This is a genomic window from Saccharopolyspora sp. NPDC000359 (genome assembly GCF_040300525.1).
Lineage (GTDB): Bacteria > Actinomycetota > Actinomycetes > Mycobacteriales > Pseudonocardiaceae > Saccharopolyspora.
In genome coordinates, this window is the sequence record NZ_JBEPDU010000012.1 from 68,910 (window position 1) to 89,857 (window position 20,948).

At 69.6% G+C, this 20,948-nt stretch carries 19 protein-coding genes and 1 tRNA gene; 12 read left to right on the top strand and 8 right to left on the bottom strand.

All coding sequences use genetic code 11. The annotated features are described in order from the left end of the window. Window positions 1-62 precede the first annotated feature (62 nt). Window positions 63-674: an ANTAR domain-containing response regulator gene (locus ABT324_RS10690; RefSeq protein WP_150068983.1), complete on the bottom strand. Its 612-nt coding sequence runs from the start codon at window positions 672-674 to the stop codon at window positions 63-65. Window positions 675-782: 108 nt separating this feature from the next. Continuing rightward, the gene (locus ABT324_RS10695; RefSeq protein ID WP_351174817.1) at window positions 783-2,159 is read right to left on the bottom strand and encodes an amino acid permease; all 1,377 of its coding nucleotides are present in this window, start codon (window positions 2,157-2,159) and stop codon (window positions 783-785) included. A gap of 207 nt (window positions 2,160-2,366) precedes the next feature. Between ABT324_RS10695 and ABT324_RS10700 the strand changes: the two genes are divergently transcribed. Continuing rightward, entirely contained in the window at window positions 2,367-2,825 is a 459-nt protein-coding gene (locus tag ABT324_RS10700) for a CAP domain-containing protein (protein ID WP_351174819.1), read from the top strand. Between the two features lie 10 nt (window positions 2,826-2,835). Here ABT324_RS10700 and ABT324_RS10705 read toward each other — a convergent pair whose 3' ends face one another. Beyond that, window positions 2,836-3,747 (bottom strand): LysR family transcriptional regulator, encoded by a 912-nt coding sequence (locus ABT324_RS10705; protein WP_351174821.1) that lies wholly within the window; start codon window positions 3,745-3,747, stop codon window positions 2,836-2,838. Window positions 3,748-3,833: 86 nt separating this feature from the next. Between ABT324_RS10705 and ABT324_RS10710 the strand changes: the two genes are divergently transcribed. From ABT324_RS10710 to ABT324_RS10720, 3 genes are all read left to right on the top strand, one after another. Continuing rightward, window positions 3,834-5,057 (top strand): MFS transporter, encoded by a 1,224-nt coding sequence (locus ABT324_RS10710; RefSeq protein ID WP_351174823.1) that lies wholly within the window; start codon window positions 3,834-3,836, stop codon window positions 5,055-5,057. A 133-nt stretch (window positions 5,058-5,190) separates the two neighbouring features. Then, window positions 5,191-5,263, top strand: a tRNA-Leu gene (locus ABT324_RS10715). Between the two features lie 639 nt (window positions 5,264-5,902). Then, window positions 5,903-6,433 carry a hypothetical protein gene (locus ABT324_RS10720; protein ID WP_351174825.1) on the top strand — a complete coding sequence of 177 codons (531 nt, stop codon included), beginning with the start codon at window positions 5,903-5,905 and terminating at the stop codon, window positions 6,431-6,433. A 441-nt stretch (window positions 6,434-6,874) separates the two neighbouring features. On the opposite strand, the gene ABT324_RS10725 is transcribed toward ABT324_RS10720, so the two are convergent. Further along, window positions 6,875-7,843, bottom strand: a complete 969-nt coding sequence (locus ABT324_RS10725; RefSeq protein WP_351174827.1) for a sporulation protein — start codon at window positions 7,841-7,843, stop codon at window positions 6,875-6,877. A 773-nt stretch (window positions 7,844-8,616) separates the two neighbouring features. Here ABT324_RS10725 and ABT324_RS10730 point away from each other — a divergent pair. From ABT324_RS10730 to ABT324_RS10755, 6 genes are all read left to right on the top strand, one after another. Continuing rightward, a complete protein-coding gene (locus ABT324_RS10730; protein ID WP_351174829.1) occupies window positions 8,617-9,957 on the top strand; it encodes a hemolysin family protein in 1,341 nt (446 codons plus the stop codon). Further along, on the top strand, window positions 9,954-11,084 hold the full coding sequence (locus ABT324_RS10735; RefSeq protein WP_351174831.1) for a hemolysin family protein: 1,131 nt from the start codon (window positions 9,954-9,956) through the stop codon (window positions 11,082-11,084). The genes ABT324_RS10730 and ABT324_RS10735 overlap by 4 nt, the downstream gene beginning before the upstream one ends. Before the next feature lie 371 nt (window positions 11,085-11,455). Beyond that, window positions 11,456-11,662 carry a heavy-metal-associated domain-containing protein gene (locus ABT324_RS10740; protein WP_351174833.1) on the top strand — a complete coding sequence of 69 codons (207 nt, stop codon included), beginning with the start codon at window positions 11,456-11,458 and terminating at the stop codon, window positions 11,660-11,662. Window positions 11,663-11,710: 48 nt separating this feature from the next. Further along, window positions 11,711-12,091, top strand: a complete 381-nt coding sequence (locus ABT324_RS10745; protein WP_351174835.1) for a hypothetical protein — start codon at window positions 11,711-11,713, stop codon at window positions 12,089-12,091. Further along, window positions 12,088-14,400 carry a heavy metal translocating P-type ATPase gene (locus ABT324_RS10750; protein WP_351174837.1) on the top strand — a complete coding sequence of 771 codons (2,313 nt, stop codon included), beginning with the start codon at window positions 12,088-12,090 and terminating at the stop codon, window positions 14,398-14,400. The genes ABT324_RS10745 and ABT324_RS10750 overlap by 4 nt, the downstream gene beginning before the upstream one ends. A 156-nt stretch (window positions 14,401-14,556) precedes the next feature. Beyond that, window positions 14,557-14,697 (top strand): hypothetical protein, encoded by a 141-nt coding sequence (locus tag ABT324_RS10755; RefSeq protein ID WP_351174839.1) that lies wholly within the window; start codon window positions 14,557-14,559, stop codon window positions 14,695-14,697. 56 nt (window positions 14,698-14,753) lie between these two features. On the opposite strand, the gene ABT324_RS10760 is transcribed toward ABT324_RS10755, so the two are convergent. Both ABT324_RS10760 and ABT324_RS10765 read right to left on the bottom strand, forming a co-directional pair. Further along, on the bottom strand, window positions 14,754-14,996 hold the full coding sequence (locus ABT324_RS10760; RefSeq protein WP_351174841.1) for a CDGSH iron-sulfur domain-containing protein: 243 nt from the start codon (window positions 14,994-14,996) through the stop codon (window positions 14,754-14,756). A 5-nt stretch (window positions 14,997-15,001) separates the two neighbouring features. Beyond that, on the bottom strand, window positions 15,002-15,208 hold the full coding sequence (locus ABT324_RS10765) for a heavy-metal-associated domain-containing protein (protein WP_351174843.1): 207 nt from the start codon (window positions 15,206-15,208) through the stop codon (window positions 15,002-15,004). 792 nt (window positions 15,209-16,000) lie between these two features. On the opposite strand from ABT324_RS10765, the gene ABT324_RS10770 reads away from it, so the two are divergent. After that, on the top strand, window positions 16,001-17,137 hold the full coding sequence (locus tag ABT324_RS10770) for a glycosyltransferase 87 family protein (RefSeq protein ID WP_351174845.1): 1,137 nt from the start codon (window positions 16,001-16,003) through the stop codon (window positions 17,135-17,137). Between the two features lie 78 nt (window positions 17,138-17,215). On the opposite strand, the gene ABT324_RS10775 is transcribed toward ABT324_RS10770, so the two are convergent. After that, window positions 17,216-18,109 (bottom strand): NADP-dependent oxidoreductase, encoded by an 894-nt coding sequence (locus tag ABT324_RS10775; RefSeq protein ID WP_351174847.1) that lies wholly within the window; start codon window positions 18,107-18,109, stop codon window positions 17,216-17,218. 69 nt (window positions 18,110-18,178) lie between these two features. Here ABT324_RS10775 and ABT324_RS10780 point away from each other — a divergent pair, with 69 nt between their 5' ends. Further along, the gene (locus ABT324_RS10780) at window positions 18,179-18,772 is read left to right on the top strand and encodes a TetR/AcrR family transcriptional regulator (protein WP_351174849.1); all 594 of its coding nucleotides are present in this window, start codon (window positions 18,179-18,181) and stop codon (window positions 18,770-18,772) included. 58 nt (window positions 18,773-18,830) lie between these two features. Here the strand turns inward: ABT324_RS10780 and ABT324_RS10785 are convergent, their stop codons facing one another. Then, window positions 18,831-20,735 carry an N-acetylmuramoyl-L-alanine amidase gene (locus ABT324_RS10785; RefSeq protein WP_351174851.1) on the bottom strand — a complete coding sequence of 635 codons (1,905 nt, stop codon included), beginning with the start codon at window positions 20,733-20,735 and terminating at the stop codon, window positions 18,831-18,833. Window positions 20,736-20,948: the final 213 nt, after the last annotated feature.

The following is a 20,948-nucleotide window of genomic DNA, read 5'->3' on the forward strand; positions in this document are numbered from 1 at the left end:
GTCCAGGCAGGCGCTGGGGTTCCGCCGCTCGCACCGCCGCGCAGGGCTCGGTCTGGAACCCCTTAGGAGAGGTTCTCCAGCACGGCTTCCGCGACGGCCTTCATGGTGGTGCGGCGGTCCATCGCGGTGCGCTGGAGCCAGCGGAAGGACTCCGGCTCGGAGAGGTTGTGCTTGCTCATCAGCAGGCCCTTGGCCCGCTCGATGGTCTTGCGCGCCTCGAGGCGCTCGTTGAGGTCGGCGACCTCGGCCTCCAGGGCCTGCACCTCGGTGAACCGGGAGACCGCCAGCTCGATGGCGGGCACCAGGTCGCGCTTGGCGAACGGCTTGACCAGGTAGGCCATCGCCCCGGCGTCCCGCGCCCGCTCCACCAGGTCGCGCTGGCTGAAGGCGGTCAGGATGACCACCGGCGCGATCCGCTCACCGGCGATGTTCGAGGCGGCCTCGATGCCGTCCATCTTCGGCATCTTCACGTCCAGGATCACCAGATCGGGACGCAGCTCCTCGGCGAGGCGAACGGCTTCCTGCCCGTCCCCGGCCTCGCCGACCACCTGGTAGCCCTCCTCGCGGAGCATCTCCACCAGGTCGAGCCTGATCAACGCCTCGTCCTCGGCCACGAGTACGCGACGTTCGACGGGCTTGGCCTCGCGTGTGTCCTCGGTAGCCGGCGTCGTCACCGGGGTCCTCCATAGAGCTCGGGTGGCCGGTGCGATCTGCACCGGAAACCGCAGAATACCGGTCGTGACTTCACGCCGAGGTAAACACGCGACGTGACCATTGCGACATCAGGCCGATCTCCGCCGCGGGCGCACGAACAGCAGGTGGACCAGCAGGATCGCGGCCAGGCTGACCAGGCTCAGGGTGAGCTGCGAGCGGACCTCCTCGATGGTCGCCATGGTGACGATCACAGCGGCGATGACCACCAGCGTGGCCCACGTCAGGTAGGGGAAGAGCCACATCTTCAGCTTCAGCCGCTCGGGTGCCTCCTGCTCCAACCGCCGCCGCATCCGCAGCTGGGAGGCGGCGATGATCGCGTAGATGAACAGCGCGACCGCCCCGGCGGAGTTGATGATGAAGTAGAAGATCGCGTCCGGGGAGACGTAGCTGGCGGCGACCGCGACGTAGCCGACCAGGGTGGAGAGCACGATCGCCTTCCACGGCACGCCGCGCCGGTTGACGTCGCGCACCCAGCCCGGTGCGAATCCGCGGCGCTGCAGGGCGAAGAGCATCCGGGAGGCGGTGTAGAGCCCGGAGTTGAGCACCGAGATCACCGCGGTGAACACCACCACGTTCACCACCACCTCCGCGCCGGGCAGGCCGAAGCGGGTGAACGCCGCGGCGTAGGGGCTGCCGTCGGTGGGGATGTCCTGCCACGGGGTGATCATCACCAGCAGCGCCACCGAACCCACGTAGAACAGCAGCACCCGCCACACCACGGCCTTGGTCGCCGTGGCCACCGAGCGCACCGGCTCGTCGGACTCGGCGGAGACGATGGTGACGATCTCGGTGCCGAAGTAGGAGAAGATCACGATCACCACGCCGTGCAGCACCGCGAACCAGCCGTTGGCGGCGAACCCGTCGCGCGCGATGTTGCCCACCGACAGCTCCGCGCCCGGCCACAGCCCGAGCACGAAGATCGTGCCGCACAGCAGGAAGATGACGATGGTGATGACCTTGATGGAGGCCAGCCAGAACTCGGTCTCGCCGAAGGAGCGCACCGACACCAGGTTCGTCGCGGTCAGCGCCAGCATCAGCACCAGGGAGAGCACCCACTGCGGCAGCACCGGCACCAGCGGGTTGAGCAGCTCGGCCCCGACGACGGCCTCGAAGGCCACCACGCCGACCCAGTAGTACCAGTACAGCCAGCCGATGGTGAACCCCGCCCAGTCGCCGAGCGAAATCCGGGCGTACTCCATGAAGGACCCGAGCGTCGGCGCGGCGGTGGCCATCTCGCCGAGCATCCGCATCACCAGCACGACGATCAGCCCGCCGAGCGCGTAGGACAGCACGGCCGCGGGGCCGACGGTGGAGATCACCGCACCGCTGCCGATGAACAGGCTGGCGCCGATGATGCCGCCGAGCGCGATCATCTGCAGGTGCCGGTTCTTCAGGCTTCGCCGCAGCCCGGCGTCGTCGCGCTCGATCCCGACTTCTTCGACCATCGCAGCCCCCGTGGTGACCCTCGGTTGGGCTGTGAACCTAACTCGCGATGATCACTCCCACCAGGGTCCCGAACCTGGAGGAAGCGGACCGTCCGGGCACAACGGGTGGACCGGAGCGTGGTCGAACCACCACGGAGGGCATTACTCAGCGTGAGGTAGTCCATATATAACGGTTTGATCTCACCCGAATAGGTAGCTTGAACGAGCATGAAGACCCCGACTCTTCGACGCTCCGTAATCACGGCTACTGCGCTGCTGATCGGCATCGGCTCCGCCGCCTGGGCCCCCGCGGCGATGGCGTCCTCCTCGGTCGAGGACGAGGTCGCGGCCCTGGTGAACAAGGCGCGGGCCGACGCGGGCTGCGGCGCCGTCAAGGTGGACCCCCGACTCACCAAGGCGGCCAGCAACCACAGCGCGGACATGGCGGCCCGCTCCTACCTCGACCACACCAACCCCGACGGCGTGACCTTCAACCAGCGCATCAAGAAGGCCGGGCACCCCTCCCCGGGCGCGGAGAACATCGCGCAGGGCTACCAGACCGCGGACCAGGTGATGGACGGCTGGCTGAAGTCCGAGGGCCACAAGGCCAACATCCTGAACTGCTCGATGAAGACCATGGGCGTGGCGGTCAACGGCGACTACTGGACCCAGGACTTCGGCCGCTGACCCGGCTCGCTCAGCCGGTGGAGCTCGCCCGCGCGGACTCCTCGGCCAGCAACCGCGCCAGGTACTCCAGCTGCGCGGTGGTGCGGTCGGTGCGCCAGACCAACCCGAGCTGCGAGGACGCCTCCATCCCGGACACCGGCACGTAGCGCACGTCGCCGCGGCGGCTGCGCTCGACGAACGGGCGGCACAGCAACAACGCGTGCTCGCTCCCGGCCACGAGCGTCAACCCCTCCTGCAGGGTGGCAACGCCCGCGGTGGAACGGATCTCGCTGCCGGCCGGGGTCGCGGGCGGCACCTGGGCCGCCAGCCAGTAGCCGGGTGCCTCGCCGGTGGAGGCGATGAGGTCCACCGAGGCCAGCTCCTCGATGTCGACGCGCTCCCGCCGCGCGAAGGGGTGCTCCGCGCCCACCGCGAGCAGCCGGTCCTGCGGCGGGAAGCTGAACCCGACGGTCAACCGCTCGTCCCGGACCGGCAGCTCCACCACGGCGCAGTCGACGACGCCGTCCAGGACGGCGGAGAACGGCGACCCGTACGGGACCTCGGTGACCACGACGCTGGTCTGGCAGTGCAGCTTGAACCGGCGCAGCGCCTCGATGACCTCCTCGTAGGCGGTGCCCTGGAACCCGATGCGCACTTCGGCCAGCCCACCGCGCCTGGCCCGCTCGCGGGCCTGCCCGACGACCCCGACCAGCCGCTGGTAGGCGGGCCCGACCTCGCCGACGAACTCCGCCCCGAACCGGGTCAGCTCGACGCGGCGGCTGGTCCGCTCCACGAGCTTGGCGCCGATGCGCCGCTCCAGCGCGGCGACGAGCTGGCTGACGCGGCTCTGCGAGCACCCGAGCCGAGCGGCGGTGCGCCCGAAGTGCAGTTCCCCGGCCAGCACGAGCAGGCATTCGATCTCCCGCGCCGGAAGCTGATCCATCGCACCCCCTCATCGATGAGCCTAGCTCATCGATCGTGCAGCGAATCGTCGTTGTTCCGACCGGTGGCCGTTGTTCGAATCGAGTTGTGAACGCCTTCCCCGCTCAACTCGCACCCGCCCGGCAGTGGCTGGCCGTCGCGGTCCTGTCGCTGTGCACGTTCGTCGTGGTCACCTCGGAGATGCTGCCGGTCGGGGTGCTGACCCCGATGGCCGAGGGGCTCGGCACCACGCCGGGCACGGCGGGCTACAGCCTCACGATCACCGGCCTGGTCGCGGCCGCCACCGCCCCGGTTGCCCCCCGCCTGCTCGGCGACTTCGACCGCCGCGCGGTCGTGGCGGTGGCGATGGTGCTGCTCGCCGCGGGCAACGTGCTGACCGTGCTCGCGCAGGGCTTCACGCTGCTAGCGGTGTCCCGAACGGTCCTCGGCATCGGCATGGGTGTGGTCTGGTCGCTGGCCCCGGCGATCGCGCCCCGCCTCGTCTCCGCGCGCCGAGCAGCCCTTGCGGTGTCGCTCACGATGGGCGGCGTGGCCGCGGCTTCGGTCATCGGCGTCCCCCTCGGGACGTTCGTGGGCGAGGCGTTCGGCTGGCGCACTGCGTTCGGCACGCTGACCGCCAGCGCGCTGCTGCTCGCGGCTGCCCTCCTGGTCGCCCTGCCAAAGCTCCCGAAGCCCGCCCCGGCCACCACCCGGGCTGGCGGTCAACCCCTGCTGCGCACCCCAGCGGTCGTCGTTGGCTTGATCGTCATCGTCTTTTTGGTCACCGCCCACTTCGCGGCCTACACCTTCATCCGTCCGCTGCTGGAGACCAGCACCGGCACCAGCGCGGCAGCGGTCGCAGCGGTCCTGCTCACCTACGGTGTCTTCGGCCTGGTCGGCAACTTCGCCGCCGGATCCCTCGCCGCCAAGCGCCCCCGCGCCACCGTCCTGCTGCTCGCCCTCGGCATCCTCACGGCCATCACCGCCCTCGCCCTGCTCAGCGAGCTGGCCACCGTCGCGGTCGCGGCGATCGTCCTCTGGGGCCTCGCCTACGGCGGGGTCTCGGTGGCCGGGCAGATCTGGATGACCCGCGCAGCAGCGGGCAACGAGGAGAACGCGACGGGCCTCTACGTCGGGGTCTTCACCGCCTCCATCGCCCTCGGAGCCTTCCTCGGCGGCACGGTCATCGAACTCGCGGGCATGACCCCACTCCTGTGGACAGCAGCCGCACTAGCCCTCATCGCCCTCACCACAGGCCTCCTCAGCCCAGGCCCCAAGACCACCCGCGAGCCCGCCCCGGCCCCGGAGCAGGCCACCTCCCCCACCCCCTGACGGCCCAACACCAACCGCACCGGGCTTCTTCCGGGACCGCTCCGCCGAGGAGCCCCGGAAGAAGCCCACCAGGCCACTGCTCCCCACCCGCCGAACCGACGTGATCACAGATCACGTACCATGACCCCAGAAGGCCCCCGTAGCCCAACGGCAGAGGCAGCGGACTCAAAATCCGTCCAGTGTGCGTTCGAATCGCACCGGGGGCACGTACAGCATCTACACAAGCCGCGCCTGCTCGCCGAGCAGGCGTTCCTTTGGTTTCGTGGATCCGTTCCGCCGCGTGTGTGATCTGGTGTAGGTCGTCGGCGGGGAGCCTGATCGTGATGGTGGCTTGGTTGCTGTCGCCGCGCAGGTGGACGGTGAGCTGGGTGATCTCGAACAGTCGTCGTAGGAGCTGTTCGGGGGCGTGGGCGAGGTTGAGCGTCAGATAGGGAGCGTGTCGAGCAGGGCGACGTCGTCGCTGCTGGGTTTGCTCGGTTCGGAGCTGGCGGCGTTGTCGAGTTCAGCGACGCTTGCCAGCATGGCCGCCTTCTGGGTTTCCAGCTCGTTGTAGGTGCCGCGCAGTGCTTTGACCTGCGCCGGGTCATCGGCGAAGCCAGCGGCCAGGACTTCGAACGGAACCTGGCCAACCTAGTCGCGGAAAGCTCCCGGACCATCCAACAGGCCAGCCCTGAGCAAGTCGACCAGGTCCGGCACGCGATCGAGGACGGCTACCAACGCAGCCTCGCCCCCGCCACGCCGCCCGCCGAAGAGTCGCGGCCGCGTGACCAGGACTGGCAGTACTGGGAGGACGAAGAAGCCTTCGCCGAGTTCAACGAAAGCCCACTGGTGGACGGAGACGCATGGTGACCACCAACAACCACCCCAGCTGGCTTCCGAAACGCTCCATCACCCCCGTCTACATCACCATCGCCCTCGGCATCCTGGCCTTGCTCTTCTGGCTCTACCAAGCCATCTTCGGTGCAGATGAGCGCGCAGCTCGCGACGCCGAGAACGACCTTGCCGAACGGTCCCGAGCCATGTGCACCCAAGCCCCTCCGACCTCCGGAGTCCGCTCGATCATGGGTGACGCGCCCGGGCACCCGAATGGACCTGCAGGATGCATCTGGGGGGCCGGTCCGGACGACGAGCTGTACCTGCGGCATGGAATGTCTGCAATGGACAAGTATCTGGAAACCACTGGCCCCGACAACATCGCAGCCTCTCCGGGCGGCCAGCAGATCTACATCAGCAACTCGGATCTGTACTGCACAGCAGCATTCGACGACCGAGCAGGTCGCTATTTCGAACTCAACCTCACGAGGAACAACGATCCGTCCTGTGCGAACATTGGCCCCCTGGCAGGAGAGCTCGCCGACCTCCTCCTTAAGCCATGAGATCAACAGGATTCGACATGTATCCAACAGAGCCCAAGACCAGCGCCACCCTCCACCAATTACTGCACCGCCGGTGATACCCGCGTGCACGGGTCGAGGTGTCGATGCCAGCCTGAGGCTACGGTCGCACTACGGCGTCCGACAAATCGCAGTGTCGACGTCACGAGCTGACTGCATGGTAAATCCATGCCACAACAACCCATGTGCCAGTAGCCCTTTTGAATTTCAGAGCCCTACCGGTTTGCCAGCAGCGCACCCCGAGGATCTGCGAACAGCAACAGCTGCCGGGCCGAGCGTAGTTGCTCCGGCCGTGCACCGTGCAGGGCGAGATACCTCGTCCCCAACATGCGTTGATCAACCCGGGGCTGATCAACGTGGTGTGTGCTTTCGCGGTCGTAGCGCGCAGCGGGCGACGGTGGCGGCGCCCGCTGCGCGACGGCGTCAGAACTCTTCGTCGTCCCCTTCGAAGATCTCCTCCACGACCTCACCGACGACCATGCCTCCGACGAGCCCGGCGCCTGCGCCCAGTGCCGCTCCGGCGATCATGCCGCCCATTCCGGAGCCGCGGTGCTGGTCGTCTTCGTGGTGGCCGTAGCCCTGGTGGCCGTGCTCCGGGTGGTGGGCGAACCCGCCGCCGTGGGCACCTCGGTGCTCGATGACCTGTTCCAGCCAGCTGGTGATGTGCCTGGCCCAGTCGGTGGTGAGCGCTTCGTCGTGGGTGACGTGGATGCGGCCGAAGGCTTCCTGCCCCGGGGTGAACAAGCCGCCGCGCTTGTCGGCCTCCAGCACGACGTCCATACCGTGCGGGCCGGTGATGAAGGTCAGCTCGACGTCCTCGATCCGCCCGGTGTACTGCGGTGCCGGGTAGAACTCGATCTCCTGGGAGAACGGCAGCTCCTGGTGGAGGCCGGGCAGGTGGCCGTGCTCCAGGCCGACGCCCTTGACGTGGAAGCCGAGCTGGGAGAAGGCCTCGATCACTTTCGCCTGGGCGGGCAGCGGTTCCACGGCGAAGGTGTCGAGGTCACCCTTGTCGGCGACCTTGGCCACGGCCAGTTCGGTGCGCACGCCGAGCGCCATGCCGTGCAGGGGCTGCCCGTGGACGCTGGATATCGGCGTCTCCCACGGCACCGGGAGCTCGAACGGGATGGTCTTGTGCTCGCCCTCGCGCAGCTGGAAGCGCCCGGCGACCACGGCGCGGTGGAACTCCACCCCGGCGTGCTCGTCGTGGTCGGTTCCCATGCTGGTGACGAACCCGAGCGCGACGTGCTCGACGTCGACGTCCTGGCTGCCACCAGTGAGGCGGACCTCACCGACGAGGTTCTCACCGGGGCGGACGTGCGGGTGGTGCAACACGGTGTCCACCGACGGGCCGCCGATCCCCAGTGCGCCCAGCAGTTTCTTGAAAACCATCTTCCTGTCCCTTCTCTTCATCTCCGCGTGTCATCGGGCGAGTGCTTTGAGTAGTTGCTGGCGGGTTGCGCGTGACGCGACTCCGTGCTGGGTGGGGATGTCAGCGCGGTCGAGGCAGACCGCGAACCTCTGACCTCGCGTGCGGGCAGACGGTGTGGACGAGTCGTGCGGACGACGGGGCGTTCACCGGGGCCGTCGGCTGGGACGAGCGAGGAACCTCGGTTGCGCATAGGTGTCTGTTGTGTGAATGGTCATCGCGCGGTGCGGACGCGAGAAGTCGCCAGTGGCGAGGAGGGTGGATGCGCTGGAGGAGGAGTGCACGCGCGCTCGCCGGTGTGGGGACGTCGTCGTGCGGACTCAACTCACCCCAAATGGAGGTCGCGCTGGCGCGCGGTGCCGGCGTAGCCGCGAGGTCCGCGTCTCCCCGGTCGAGAGAGGTGCGGCAGCTACTTCCAGGATCATCGTCCACGCACATAGCAACGGAGCACCGCACCGGCTGGTTCCGGACAAACGCCGCAACTGGCGTGATCAACGCGACATCGCCCAGTCACGCGGATGGCCCTAGCATTCGGACACCAACCTGGAGCGGAGGCGGCACCAACACCTGACGTCCCGTCCGGGACGTGGTACGTGCCCCTTTCCTCCCATTGTTGACGAGGAGTGACAACTTCAGTGCCCGAGGCACAATCCACAGAGGGTAGTACCGAGCCGGGACCTGGTCCCGGCTTTCCGCAACTCAGGGCGGGGACCACCGCGCGGCGAGGTGACCGGTGATGGAGGTCCTGCTGGCCGTGCTCGGCCTGGTCTTCGTCGGAGTGCTCACGCTCGGCACCGGTCTCGCGGTCGCCGCGGAGTTCTCGCTGACATCGCTGGAACGCAGCACCGTCGACGCCCACGTCCGCCAGGTCGGTGACCGCCGGGCCAAGGCAGTGGCCAAGGCGCACCGGACGCTGTCCTTCCAGCTCTCCGGGGCCCAGGTCGCCATCACGCTGACCACCCTGATCACCGGTTACGTGGCCGAGCCGCTGATCGGCGACCTGATCCAGCCGGTGCTCACCGCGGTCGGCCTGCCCGACGGCGCGACCGGACCGGTGTCGCTGGCGCTGGCGATCATGCTGGCAACCACGTTGTCGATGGTCTTCGGCGAGATGGTGCCCAAGAACCTGGCCATCGCCCGGCCGCTGCCGACCGCCCGGGCCGTCTCGGGCTACCACTCGAGGTTCTCGCAGGTCTTCCGCTGGCTGATCGATGCGATGAACAACAGCGCCAACTGGATCGTGCGCCGCTTCGGCATCGAGCCCCAGGAAGAGCTGCGCTCCGCCCGGTCCCCCGAGGAACTGGGGTCGATCGTGCGCTCCAGCGCCGAGCACGGGACCCTGGACACCGCGACCGCGCGGTTGCTGGACCGCTCGCTGCGGTTCGTCGACCGCACCGCGGACGAGTTGATGACCCCGCGCGTCCGGGTGGAAGCACTGTCGACGGAGGACACCGTCGCAACCCTGCTCGCCCTCGCCCGCCGGACCGGGATCTCCCGGTTCCCGGTCCACAACGGCGATCTCGACGAAGTGCACGGGATCGTCCACGTCAAACAGGCGTTCGGGCTGCCTGCCGAGGAACGCGAACGCACCCTCGTCGGATCGCTCACCCAGCCCGTCCCCAAGGTCCCGGAAACCCTGGACGGGGACGCGCTGCTGGAGAAGCTGCGCAGTTCCGGGCTGCAGCTGGCGATCGTGGTGGACGAGTACGGCGGCACTGCGGGCATCGTGACCCTGGAGGACGTGGTCGAGGAGATCATCGGCGATGTCCGCGACGAGCACGACCGCCGCGAAGTCGCCGCAGTGCGCGCGGTCGGCGACGGCACGTGGGTCATCTCCGGGCTGCTGCGCCCTGATGAGTTCGTCGAGGCGACCGGTGTCCCGCTGCCCGAGGGCGACTACGAGACCGTCGCCGGCTACGTGCTGGCGGAGCTCAGCCGCATCCCGGAAGTCGGCGACCGCGTGACATCGGACGGCGCGGTGCTGATCGTGACCCGGATGGACGGCCACCGCATCGCGGAGCTCCGCCTCACCAGCCAGCCCCAGAACGCTGCCGACGATGCGGAGGGCACCCGATGAGCGACGGTTCCGCCATCCTGCTCGGCGTCGCGCTGCTCCTGCTCAACGCGTTCTTCGTGGGCGCGGAGTTCTCCCTGCTGTCCTCGCGCCGCGATCGACTGGAAGCCCTGCTCGCACAGGGCAGGACCCGCGCGAGGATCGTGATCGGGGCCAGCCAGGATGGCTCGCTGATGCTCACCAGCGCCCAGCTCGGCATCACCCTGTGCTCGCTCGGGCTCGGCCGCCTCGGTGAGCCCGCGGTGGCCCACCAGCTCGAAGTCCCCTTCGCCGCGCTCGGCATCCCGGAGACGGTGACGCACGTGGTCGCCTTCGCGATCGCCCTGGCCATCGTCGTGGTGCTGCACGTGCTGATCGGCGAGATGGTGCCGAAGAACCTGGCCATCGCCGAACCGGAGAAGGTCGCGCTGTGGCTGGTTCCGCCACTGGTCGGGTTCGTCAAGCTGGCCCGGCCGCTGATCGCGGTGTTCAACATGGTGGCCAACGTGGTGCTGCGGCTGCTGCGCGTCGAGCCCAAGGACGAGCTGGACACCGCCTACACCTCGTCGGAACTGGCCGAGCTGCTGCTGGAGTCCCGCCGGGAGGGCCTGCTGGACCAGTCCGAGCACCGCAGGCTCGCCCAGACGTTGTCCTCAGTGGAGCGCACCGTGGGTGATGTGCTCGTTCCGCTGGCGGACCTGACGACGCTGCCGCAGGAGCCGACGCTGGGCGACGTGGAGCGGGTGGTGGCCGGAACGGGCTTCTCGCGGTTCCCCGTGCGGGGCGGCGACGGCGCCTTGCGGGGCTACCTGCACATCAAGGACGTCCTCGACCAGATCGGGCACGACCAGTCCACGCTGATCGCCCCCGCCAAGGTGCGACGGCTGCCCACCGTGCCGACCAGCACCCGGCTCGACGACGCGCTCACCGCACTGCGCCGAACCGGCAGCCACCTCGCCGTCGCGGTCGACACCAGCGGCAGCCCGGTCGGCGTGGTCGCGATGGAGGACCTCGTCGAGGAGTACGTCGGCACCGTCCGCGACGCCACCCACGTCGACTGCCCCTCCCGAGCAATCCAGCTGCAGCTCGTCGGCGTCCGCTCGACCAAGGGCGACGGCCACCACACCGGGGCCCACCGAACCGTCGGCTGACCACCTCGCACCCACCGAACCCCGCCCCATCCGAGGGGCGGGGTTCTCGTGCGTGATGTCCGCGGCGCCACCTGTCACGGGCAGCCCACCACCGCACGCTCCGCCAAGGCCGCGCGCAGCCGGTTCCAGTGGAATCGCGCCGCCCGAAGCGACCGCCCACCGCTTCGCCGCCAGGACGATCCTCTCATCGGCAACCCTACCCCCGTATGCGCACAGGCCTGGCCGCGAACCCGGATGCAACAACTTGCCCACGGTGAACACATCAAGGCCCGACGCAGGACGCCCGTTGACGACGATACCCCCCTAGGGTATAAACAAGGCAGCAGATCGCCCGGCGAGGACGGGCGACTGGACCTGCAAGGGGCAGCGAGATGGTTGAGGCGAACTACACCGTGGTGGGGATGACCTGCGAGCACTGCGTGCGGTCGGTCACCGAGGAGATCACCAGGATCGACACCGTGTCGGAGGTGTCGGTGGACCTGGCCAGCGGTGCGGTGAGCGTGCGCAGCTCCGCCGCGCTGGCCGAGGACGACGTGCGGGAAGCCGTCGCGGAAGCCGGTTACGAACTCGCTTCCTGACCAGGCCGGACCCGCTGCGGCGGGGTTCGGGTGCGCGAAAGGATCGCAATGAACGCAGCAGCGAAGCTCTCCGCCTACGGTGCGGTGCTCGCGCTCGCCTTCGGCGGGGCGTGGGTCATCGGAACCGCTGTCGGTCCGCTCGCGCTCGACGGTGCTGAGGCGCACGTCGAGCACCCCGGCGATGGGAACGCCGCGGGGGCGGGCATCCACAGCGGCGCCGTCGCGGGAGTCACGCGGACCATCCCGACAGGGCTGGCGTCGACCGGGGGCGAGCACATCCCCTCGCCCACCTCGACGCTGATCACTCCGGGCAGCGCGGCAACCCGGTTCGACATCGAGCACCGGGGTGCGGCGCACTCCACGGTCGACGCGGTCGACCAGCAGAACCCGGCCCCCTTCGGCGCGGGCGGAACAGGAGACCTCCGATGAGCACTGCGGCACCAGGCGGCACCACCGCCCAGATCGAACTGGCCATCGGCGGGATGACCTGCGCTTCCTGCGCGGCCCGGGTGGAGAAGCGGCTCGGCAAGCTCGACGGGGTCACCGCGTCGGTCAACTACGCCACCGAGAAGGCCAGGATCACCTACCCGAGCGGGCTGGACCCGCAGGAACTCGTCCAGCAGGTCCAGGACGCCGGATACACCGCCGACCTGCCCCGAACCGCCCAACCCGCCGGGGACAGCGGGGACACCAGTGACACCGCCGATGACCCGGTGCGGTCGTTGCGGAACCGGTTGATCGTCTCGACCGTGCTGGCGGTCCCGGTCATCGTGTTGGCGATGGTCCCGGCGCTGCAGTTCACCTACTGGCAGTGGATCTCGCTGACGCTGGCGGCCCCGGTCGTGGTGTGGGGCGCGCTGCCGTTCCACAAGGCGGCCTGGGCGAACCTGCGGCACGGCACCGCCACCATGGACACCCTGATCTCCATGGGCACCGGCGCCGCTCTCCTGTGGTCGCTGTACGCGCTGCTGTTCGGCACCGCCGGTGTGCCCGGCATGACCCACCCGTTCGAACTGACCATCCAACGGGTCAGCGGGGACGGCAACATCTACCTCGAAGTCGCCGCCGGGGTCACGATGTTCATCCTCGCCGGGCGCTACTTCGAAGCCCGCTCCAAGCGCCGTGCCGGAGCCGCGCTCCGGGCACTGCTGGAACTCGGCGCCAAGGAAGTCGCGGTGCTGCGCGAGGGCCAGGAGGTGCGGATCCCCACCGAGCAGCTCACCGTCGGTGACGTGTTCGTGGTGCGGCCCGGTGAGAAGATCGCCACCGACGGCACCATCGAGGACGGCAACTCCGCGGTCGACGCCAGCATGCTCACCGGCGAGTCCGTGCCCGTCGAAGTCCGCCCCGGGGACACCGTGGTCGGCGCGACCGTCAACGCCGGTGGACGCCTCCTCGTCCGCGCCACCCGCGTCGGGTCCGACACCCAGCTGGCGCAGATGGCCAAGCTCGTCGAGGACGCCCAGAACGGCAAGGCCGCCGTGCAACGGCTGGCCGACCGGATCTCCGCCGTCTTCGTCCCCATCGTGATCGCACTGGCGGTGGCCTCGCTCGGGTTCTGGCTGGGCACCGGCTCCGGCATCGCCGCCGCCTTCACCGCCGCGGTCGCCGTGCTCATCGTCGCCTGCCCCTGCGCACTCGGACTGGCCACGCCGACCGCGCTGCTGGTCGGCACCGGCCGCGGGGCCCAGATGGGCATCCTGATCAAGGGCCCGGAGGTGCTGGAGTCCACCCGCCGCATCGACACCATCGTGCTGGACAAGACCGGAACCGTCACCACCGGGCAGATGTCGCTGATCGCCGTGCACACCGCTGACGGCGTCGGCGAGCAGGAAGCGCTGCGCCTGGCTGGTGCCGCCGAGAACGCCTCGGAACACCCCATCGCCAAGGCCATCGCGCAGGGCGCTGCGGACCGGGTGGGTGAGCTGCCCGCTGTTGAGGGCTTCACCAACATCGAGGGGCTGGGCGTGCAGGGCGTTGTTGGTGGGCACGCCGTGCTCGTCGGGCGGCCTGCCCTGCTGGAGCAGTGGAGCCAGCCGCTGACCCAGGAACTCCTGGCGGCGCAGCAGGCCGCCGAGGCCCAGGGCCGCACCGCGGTCGCCGTGGCCTGGGACGGTGCCCCGCGCGCGGTGCTGGAGGTGGCCGACACCGTCAAGCCCACCTCCGCCGAGGCGATCGCTGGGCTGCGTGAGCTCGGGCTCACTCCCGTTCTGCTCACCGGTGACAACGACACCGTCGCCCGCACCGTGGCCGCCGAAGTCGGCATCACCGAGGTCATCGCCGAAGTCCTGCCGCAGGACAAGGTCGATGTCGTCAAGCGGCTGCAGGCCGAGGGCAAGGTGGTGGCCATGGCCGGGGACGGCGTCAACGACGCCGCCGCCCTGGCCCAAGCCGACCTCGGACTCGCCATGGGCACCGGCACCGACGTGGCGATCGAAGCCAGCGACCTCACGTTGGTCCGCGGCGACCTGCGGGCCGCCGTCGACGCCATCCGCCTTTCCCGGCGCACGCTGCGCACCATCAAGGGCAACCTGTTCTGGGCCTTCGCCTACAACGTGCTCGCCCTGCCGCTGGCCGCTGCCGGGCTGCTCAACCCGATGATCGCCGGAGCGGCGATGGCGTTCAGCTCGGTGTTCGTGGTCGGCAACAGCCTGCGGCTGCGCCGGTTCCGCAGCACCACCACCGCTGAACCGCAGCCCAGCACCGAAAGGAAGGGTGCCGCTCTGACCGCCGCCTAGCGCGGTTGGAGTTGGCCAAGGAGACGTGGCCTCCCGCACCAGCGCGGGAGGCCACGTCGCTATCACCGTTGGGTCGTGAGTGGGGATGGTCGTTGTTACGACCGTTGCCGCTCACGAGTAGGGAGCAGCCTGCGTGGCACGCGGCAGTGGGGGAAGGTGCACGTCAGCCTGGGGGCCGCGGTGCACCTCTGCTGCCACCGGCTCCTCCCCTCGGTCAAGGCGCAGTTCCGCCACCGAGGAGCGGTCGCCGACTTCGCCGCGACCGCGCTGGCCGCCTGCCGCCGACCTCAGAAGTGACGAGAACACCGGTGGGGCGCCCTCTCGAGCGCCCCACCGGTGTTCTTCGTCCGCGTCTACTGGGTTTCGGCGGGAGTTGCGCGGTCCGCCGCGGCGAAACCCTCCCTGGCGTGCGAGCCGTCGCAGAACGGCTTCTTCGCCGAGAGGCCGCACCGGCACAGCAGGCGGGTGCGGCCCGGACCGAGCTCGTAGGCGTTGTTCTCGTGGTCGACGATCCGAACCGGGCCCTTCACCTGGTAAGGCCCGTTGTCCACGACCTTGACCACCACCGGCGGGTCCGCCGGGTTCGACTCACCCACCGCACTCAGCTCGCCATCTCGTAACCGGCGTCGCCGACCGCCTTGCGGATCGCCGCCGGGTCGACCGGCGCGTCGCTGACGACCGTGAGTTCGCCGTTGCTGATGTCCACGTCGACGTCGGTGACGCCGTCGACACCGGTGACCGCCGCCGTCACCTTGCTCATGCACCCGGAGCAGGTCATTCCCTTGACGACGTGAGTGGTTTCACTCATGAGCACTCCTCCACCGCGGAACGGTTGAACGTTACCCCCGTAGGGTACCTAGAGATCGACGAGGAGCACAAACGAACAACGAGCAGGCCCCGGCGGGAACCACGTCTTTCCGAAGCCTGCAGGTGCACGTACCGCCTCACGAGCGGACGAGGCGAGCGATCGCGTCACTGGCCTCCTTGACCTTCGCGTCGGCGTTCTCACCGCCCTCCGCCACCGCCTCGGCACTCGGTGTCGATCGGGCTCCTGGACGAACACCTCAAGCACTGCGTCGCCGAGCGCCCTCGTCACCGCGGAGACCTGCGTGACGCGAGGAGCGGAGAGGTGTGTCCGGGGCATGGACATGTCCGAGCCCTACCGCTGGAAGATCAACGGCCCGACCGCCCCGAGTCACCCTCGTAGCGTCGCAAGCGGGGAAGATCGGCGAGCCGGACCGCGCGCCACGAGAGGCGGCACAGCTCAACCTGCGCCTGGTGCCACGTCCTGACCTGCTCGACGTGTGATGCGCATTTCCCACTCTTGGCCGGTACTCGCCACCCTCCAGCGACCGTAGTCTCGGCGTCGCTCGAGAATCCCTGGGGAACGCGTTCAAGCCTTGAGAATTCAAAGAACACGGAGAGGAAGTCGCGTTCTCGGGACGAAGCAATCAGCGGTGGCGCTGAGCGGGACGCAGGGGGGCGTGGCGCACCGGCCTCGTGGTCAGTCGAGGCCGTCCACCAGGGCTGAAGGACGGGTGTGCAGGTTTCGGTTCCAGTTGGGGAGCTTCCGCCGCGATTGCGGTGGTTGTCCCAGCACGTGGTCGTCGTTGTCGCACTCGCCGCGGCGGTGTTCGTCGTTCCACCGTTGCTGCACTGGGCACTGACTGGACGGCTCGTCGTCGGCGACTTCCTCGACATCACCGTCTACCGGGCCGGTGGTGCCGCCCTGCTGCACGGGGATCCGCTGTACGAAGCCGACCTACCCGTCCCTGTTGGCAGCTTCCCCTTCACCTACACGCCGTTCGCAGCCGTACTGTTCACACCACTGGCCCTGGTTCCTGCGTGGCTGTGCCAAGCAGTGGTGATCCCCTCGCACCTCGCGCTGCTCGCCGCCGTGGTGTGGCGGTGCCTGCGCCGCACCGGGCACCCGGCGAGCCGGGAGCTGCGCCGAGCAGCAGCTGCGATCACCGCTGTGCTGTTCGTGCTGGAACCGGTCACGTGGACCATGTGGCTCGGGCAGATCAACCTGCTGCTGCTCGCGATCGTGCTCTTCGACCTCACCGCTCGTGGCAAGTGGGCCGGAGTGGGCGTCGGCATCGCAGCCGGTACCAAGCTCACGCCTGGCCTGTTCATCGTCTACTTGCTGTGCACGCGACGCTTCCGGGCCGCAGCCACGGCGGCGATCACGACAGCAGCCACCACCGGCGCCGGATTCCTCGCCGCCCCGTCGGACTCAGCGCGCTACTGGGGCGGAACCTTCCTCGACAACACCAGGTTCTCGCAGCCCGACGGTTCGGGGAACCTGTCGATCAACGGCCTGCTCATCCGGCTCATCGGCGTCGACGACACCCAGCGCCTGATCTGGGTGGTCCTCGCGATGGGTCACGAGTTGTTCGGGCTGACCCTCTGCGGCCTGACCGCCACCGCCGTCTCCCCGTTCTCCTGGAGCCACCACTGGGTCTGGACCGCTCCACTGGCCCTGCTCGCGATCCGGCACGCACCCCTCGCCGTGATCACCGGTCTGGTCGCGCTCACCTTCGCCTGGCCGGTGCACATCCTGTTCGGGCTCGACATCCACTTCCCGGTGCTCGGCATCACCGCCGTACCACCGTGGCACGGGGTCGAGGTCCTCTGCGGCAACGCCTACCTGCTCGTCTTCGCCGGTGCCTTGGTGGCTGGTCACCGGATGCGCGAACCGGCCACGACGCAGGACCTGCCCGAGCCGGGGAGCTAGGCTCACGCAGCCCACGACGGAACCGGCCTCCCACCTACAGCAGGGGTGGGAGGCCGGTTCTGCTCCGGGTTCCGGAGGTCAGACGACCAGGACTCGGCGGCCGCGGGTGTGGCCTGCTTGGCTGTCGACGTGGGCTTGGGCGGCTTCGGCGAGGGGATAGGACTTCGCGACCGGGATGTGCAGCTTGCCGAGCGAGATCAGCCTGGCCGCTTCGACGAGGGCGTCCGGCACGCTTCCGGCGACGCCGGAGAAGCGGACGCCGTGGTCCGGGGCGGAGAGGTCGGCGATGGAGATCACCTTGCCCGGGTCGCCGGTCAGCTCGACCAGTTCGCGGATCACCCCTGAGCCCGCCAGGTCGAGGGCCGCGTCGACCTGGCCGAGCTGGCGCACCCGCTCGACCCAGCCCTCGCCGTACGTCGTGGCGAGCGCGCCCAGGCTGCGCAGGTAGTCCTGGTTCGCGGCCCCGGCCGTGCCGATCACCTTGATGCCGCGGTCGCGGGCGACCTGCAGGACCGCCGACCCCACTCCCCCGGCCGCGCCGCTGACCAGCAGTGTCTGCCCGGGCTGCACGCCGACCTCGCGGATGGTGCGCAGCGCGGTTTCCACCACGGAGGGGTATCCGGCGGCTTCTACGAATGTCAGGCCCTCGGGCATGCGGGCCCAGGCCCACAGCACGGCGTGCTCGGCGTAGGTGCTGGAGCCCTCGCCGAACACGTGGTCGCCCACCGCGACGCCTTCGACACCCTCGCCGACCTCGTCCACCACCCCAGCAGCGTCCAGGCCGACCCCGGAGGGCAGCTCGGTCGGGTGCGCCTTCAGCACTTGACCCTCGCGGACCCGCCAGTCGGCGGGGTTCACGCCCGCCGCCCGCACGGCGATGCGCACCTGGCCGGGGCCCGCGTGGGGCTCCTCGGCATCGATGAGTTGCAGGACGTCTGGACCGCCGAACTCGGCGAAGCTCACCTTCTTCACCCGGCCACCGTAGCACTAACGGTTAGCCTTTTGAAACGAGTGCACCTTTGAACCTGGTAGGGTCAGCGCATGGTCGTGCAGTCCGGGCGCCGCGAGCGCAAGAAGGCCGCGACCCGCAAGAAGATCGCTGACACCGCTCTGCGGCTCTTCCTGGAACGCGGGTACGACGCGGTGGGCATCCGTGAAGTGGCCGCCGAGGCCGACGTGGCCGTCACCACGCTCTTCTCCCACTTCGCCGGCAAGGAAGCCCTGGTGTTCGAGCAGGACGAGGACTTCGAGCAGCGCCTCACGCAGGCGGTCACCGGCCGGGCGCCGGACGAACCGCTCATCCCCGCACTGCGCCGCGAGGTCCTGGCCCTGGTGCGGCACTGCACCGCGGACGAGGCCGCGCCGATCTGGCACCTGATCGACGGAACACCCGCGCTGCGGAAGTACGAGGAGTCGATGCGGCTGCGCCACGCGGAGGCGTTGGCGACCGCCATCGCCGCCGCTCCCGACCTGCCCCTCACCGCGACCGCCTCCCGGACCATCGCGAGGTTCGCCATCGACGCCTACTCGCTGGCCCGCGAGGAGGCCGATCCGGAGGCCGCGGTGGCCGAGATCTTCCGGATGATCGAGGCGGCCTGGGAGGTCGCCACCTCAGCAAGCGAATCCTCCGAATAGGACGCGCGGCGGCGCCCCAGCCGACCGATGGTTGGGGCGCTGCCGCGGGAATCGTCCGTCAGGCCGACTCCAGGTCGGACTCCTTCACGTAGACCCAGCGGTGGTTGTAGGAGATCTGGACGTAGGTCTCGCCGCCGATGACCACCTGGTGGTTGTTCGGGTCGTTCACCCCGTCGTAGCCGACGTGGTAGTCGATGGCCCGGCTCGCCCGGCCCGCGACGTACACCTGCCCCGCCGGGAGCACGTACGGCAGCGGCTTGATCACCCGCGGTTCCAGGCCGTCCGGGTAGTCGCCGGCGGCTGGCAGCGCCATGCCGTAGGTCGGGACCCCGTCGCGGACCGGGGTCACCAGCTCGGCGTCGTCGGCCGGGGCGGTGTTCACGCCGTCCGGGTCCCGCATCCACGCCTTCTTGCCGTCGAACCAGAGCGCCAGCCAGTCGTCCCGGCGCTCCGCCACCGCGTACTGGCGCCCGACGGCGGCCTTCGCCGACCAGTCCTCGATCCTGGTGGTGCCGGGCGTGCCGTCCGGGTGCACCGAGGGCGAGCTGATCAGCGGGGCGTCGTCGCGCGGTGCGGTGCGCAGGTAGCGGAAGTTCGCTGGCTGCGACGGCAGTTCGCGGCACTCCTCCTCCGGTGGGCACTCGGTCACCACCGGCCGGTTGGTCTCGAACCGGGGGAAGATGGTCACCACGTCGTCGCCGCCGCGGTCACCGTCCAGCGGGGCGCCGAGCAGGTTCATGTAGTGCGCCCAGTTCCAGTACGGGCCCGGGTCGTAGTGCTCGCCGCCCGCCTGCTCCGGCTTGTCGGCGCTGACCTCGTCGTGGCCCACGACGTGCTCGCGGTCCAGCGGGATGTCGTACTTGTCCGCGAGGTACTTCACCAGTTCGGCCGAGGAGCGGTACATCTGCTCGGTGTACCAGGTGCCGCCCTCGGCGGCCCAGCCCTCGTGCTCGATGCCGATGGAGCGGATGTTGCGGTCCCAGCTGCCCGCGTGCCACGCCATGTCCTTGGTGGGCACCATCTGCGTGACCTGGCCGTCGGAGGAGCGGATCACGTAGTGCGAGGCCGCCCCGTGCGCCGGGTTCTGGAACGTCGAGATCGTCGACTGGTACGAGGTTTCGGTGTCGTGGAGGACGATCGAGCTGATCCGGACGTCCGCCGGGCGGTTCGCCGTGTCGTAGTTGCCGTAGCCGCCGGTGGGGTCCTCCGGGTCGGTGGGTGCGTAGGCGGCCGGGATGTAGCGGCAGTCCAGCTCGGCCGGGCACTCCGGTTCGGGCCCGCTCCGCGCGGCGACGTCGGCCAGGTTGGTGCGGGACAGGTCGCGGTCCGGCACCACCTCCGGGATCTCGGCGAAGCCGACCTGCTGCCCGGCCGAGGTGGTGCGGCTGCGACCGCGGTCGAGCACCTCGTAGACGGAGTCGGCGAAGGACCGCGCGCCGCTGGCCTGCGGGCTGCCGCTGAGCTCGGCGATGGCGGGGTACCAGCCGCCGAGCGTGTTCGGCAGCTCACCGCCGTTGAGGTGCTTGGCGCGCTCGGCCAGCAGCGCGGCACCGGCCCGGATGTTCTGCTGCGGGTCGCGCTTGAGCTGCTCCGGCGGCAGGTCCACGAGTTCAGCGGCCTCCACCAGCGTGTGCAGGGTGGGGTGGTCGGCGAGCTTGCGCAGCCTCGGGTTCTCGCGGCGCAGCGCCTCGAAGTCGACCTCGGTGAGGTGCATCGGGCCGTAGCCGCCCGCCTTGCTCTGCTCGCCGCGGTGGTCCTCCCACCTGGTGAGCTGGTAGGAGGTGGCCAGCAGCAGGGGCGCCGGGACGCCGAACTCGGCGGCGGCCGACTCGAAGGCCTGTTGCTCGGAAGTGCCGGGATCTCCCGGGGCACTGGAGGAGGGCTGGGCTGCGCCGGTCAGCAGCCCCGTGGCGGCGACCACGACCACGGCAGCCCGCACCCAGTGGGGCTTCCTGGCATTCACGTTTTGGCACCTCGCAACGGCGTTGGACGGTCTTCGCGAGCTCCTGCGCGCCTGCGCAGCTGACCGGAATCTGCCAGGAGCTGGCCCGCCGAGCGGCGGCCGGAACGCCGGGTGGGGAGATCCCTCGTGAACGCCCACCCCGCCGGAGTCCGCACCGTGCCGGGGTTCGCCGGGCATGCCTGGACCATGGTTCCCCGCTCGGAAATCCTGGTT

Excerpts from the sequence above, each read along its gene's own strand:
- ABT324_RS10695 (WP_351174817.1), bottom strand. The coding sequence starts at position 2,159 with ATGGTCGAAGAAGTCGGGATCGAGCGCGACGACGCCGGGCTGCGGCGA.
- ABT324_RS10700 (WP_351174819.1), top strand. The coding sequence starts at position 2,367 with ATGAAGACCCCGACTCTTCGACGCTCCGTAATCACGGCTACTGCGCTG.
- ABT324_RS10705 (WP_351174821.1), bottom strand. The coding sequence starts at position 3,747 with ATGGATCAGCTTCCGGCGCGGGAGATCGAATGCCTGCTCGTGCTGGCC.
- ABT324_RS10725 (WP_351174827.1), bottom strand. The coding sequence starts at position 7,843 with ATGGTTTTCAAGAAACTGCTGGGCGCACTGGGGATCGGCGGCCCGTCG.
- ABT324_RS10730 (WP_351174829.1), top strand. The coding sequence starts at position 8,617 with ATGGAGGTCCTGCTGGCCGTGCTCGGCCTGGTCTTCGTCGGAGTGCTC.
- ABT324_RS10735 (WP_351174831.1), top strand. The coding sequence starts at position 9,954 with ATGAGCGACGGTTCCGCCATCCTGCTCGGCGTCGCGCTGCTCCTGCTC.
- ABT324_RS10740 (WP_351174833.1), top strand. The coding sequence starts at position 11,456 with ATGGTTGAGGCGAACTACACCGTGGTGGGGATGACCTGCGAGCACTGC.
- ABT324_RS10745 (WP_351174835.1), top strand. The coding sequence starts at position 11,711 with ATGAACGCAGCAGCGAAGCTCTCCGCCTACGGTGCGGTGCTCGCGCTC.
- ABT324_RS10750 (WP_351174837.1), top strand. The coding sequence starts at position 12,088 with ATGAGCACTGCGGCACCAGGCGGCACCACCGCCCAGATCGAACTGGCC.
- ABT324_RS10765 (WP_351174843.1), bottom strand. The coding sequence starts at position 15,208 with ATGAGTGAAACCACTCACGTCGTCAAGGGAATGACCTGCTCCGGGTGC.
- ABT324_RS10780 (WP_351174849.1), top strand. The coding sequence starts at position 18,179 with ATGGTCGTGCAGTCCGGGCGCCGCGAGCGCAAGAAGGCCGCGACCCGC.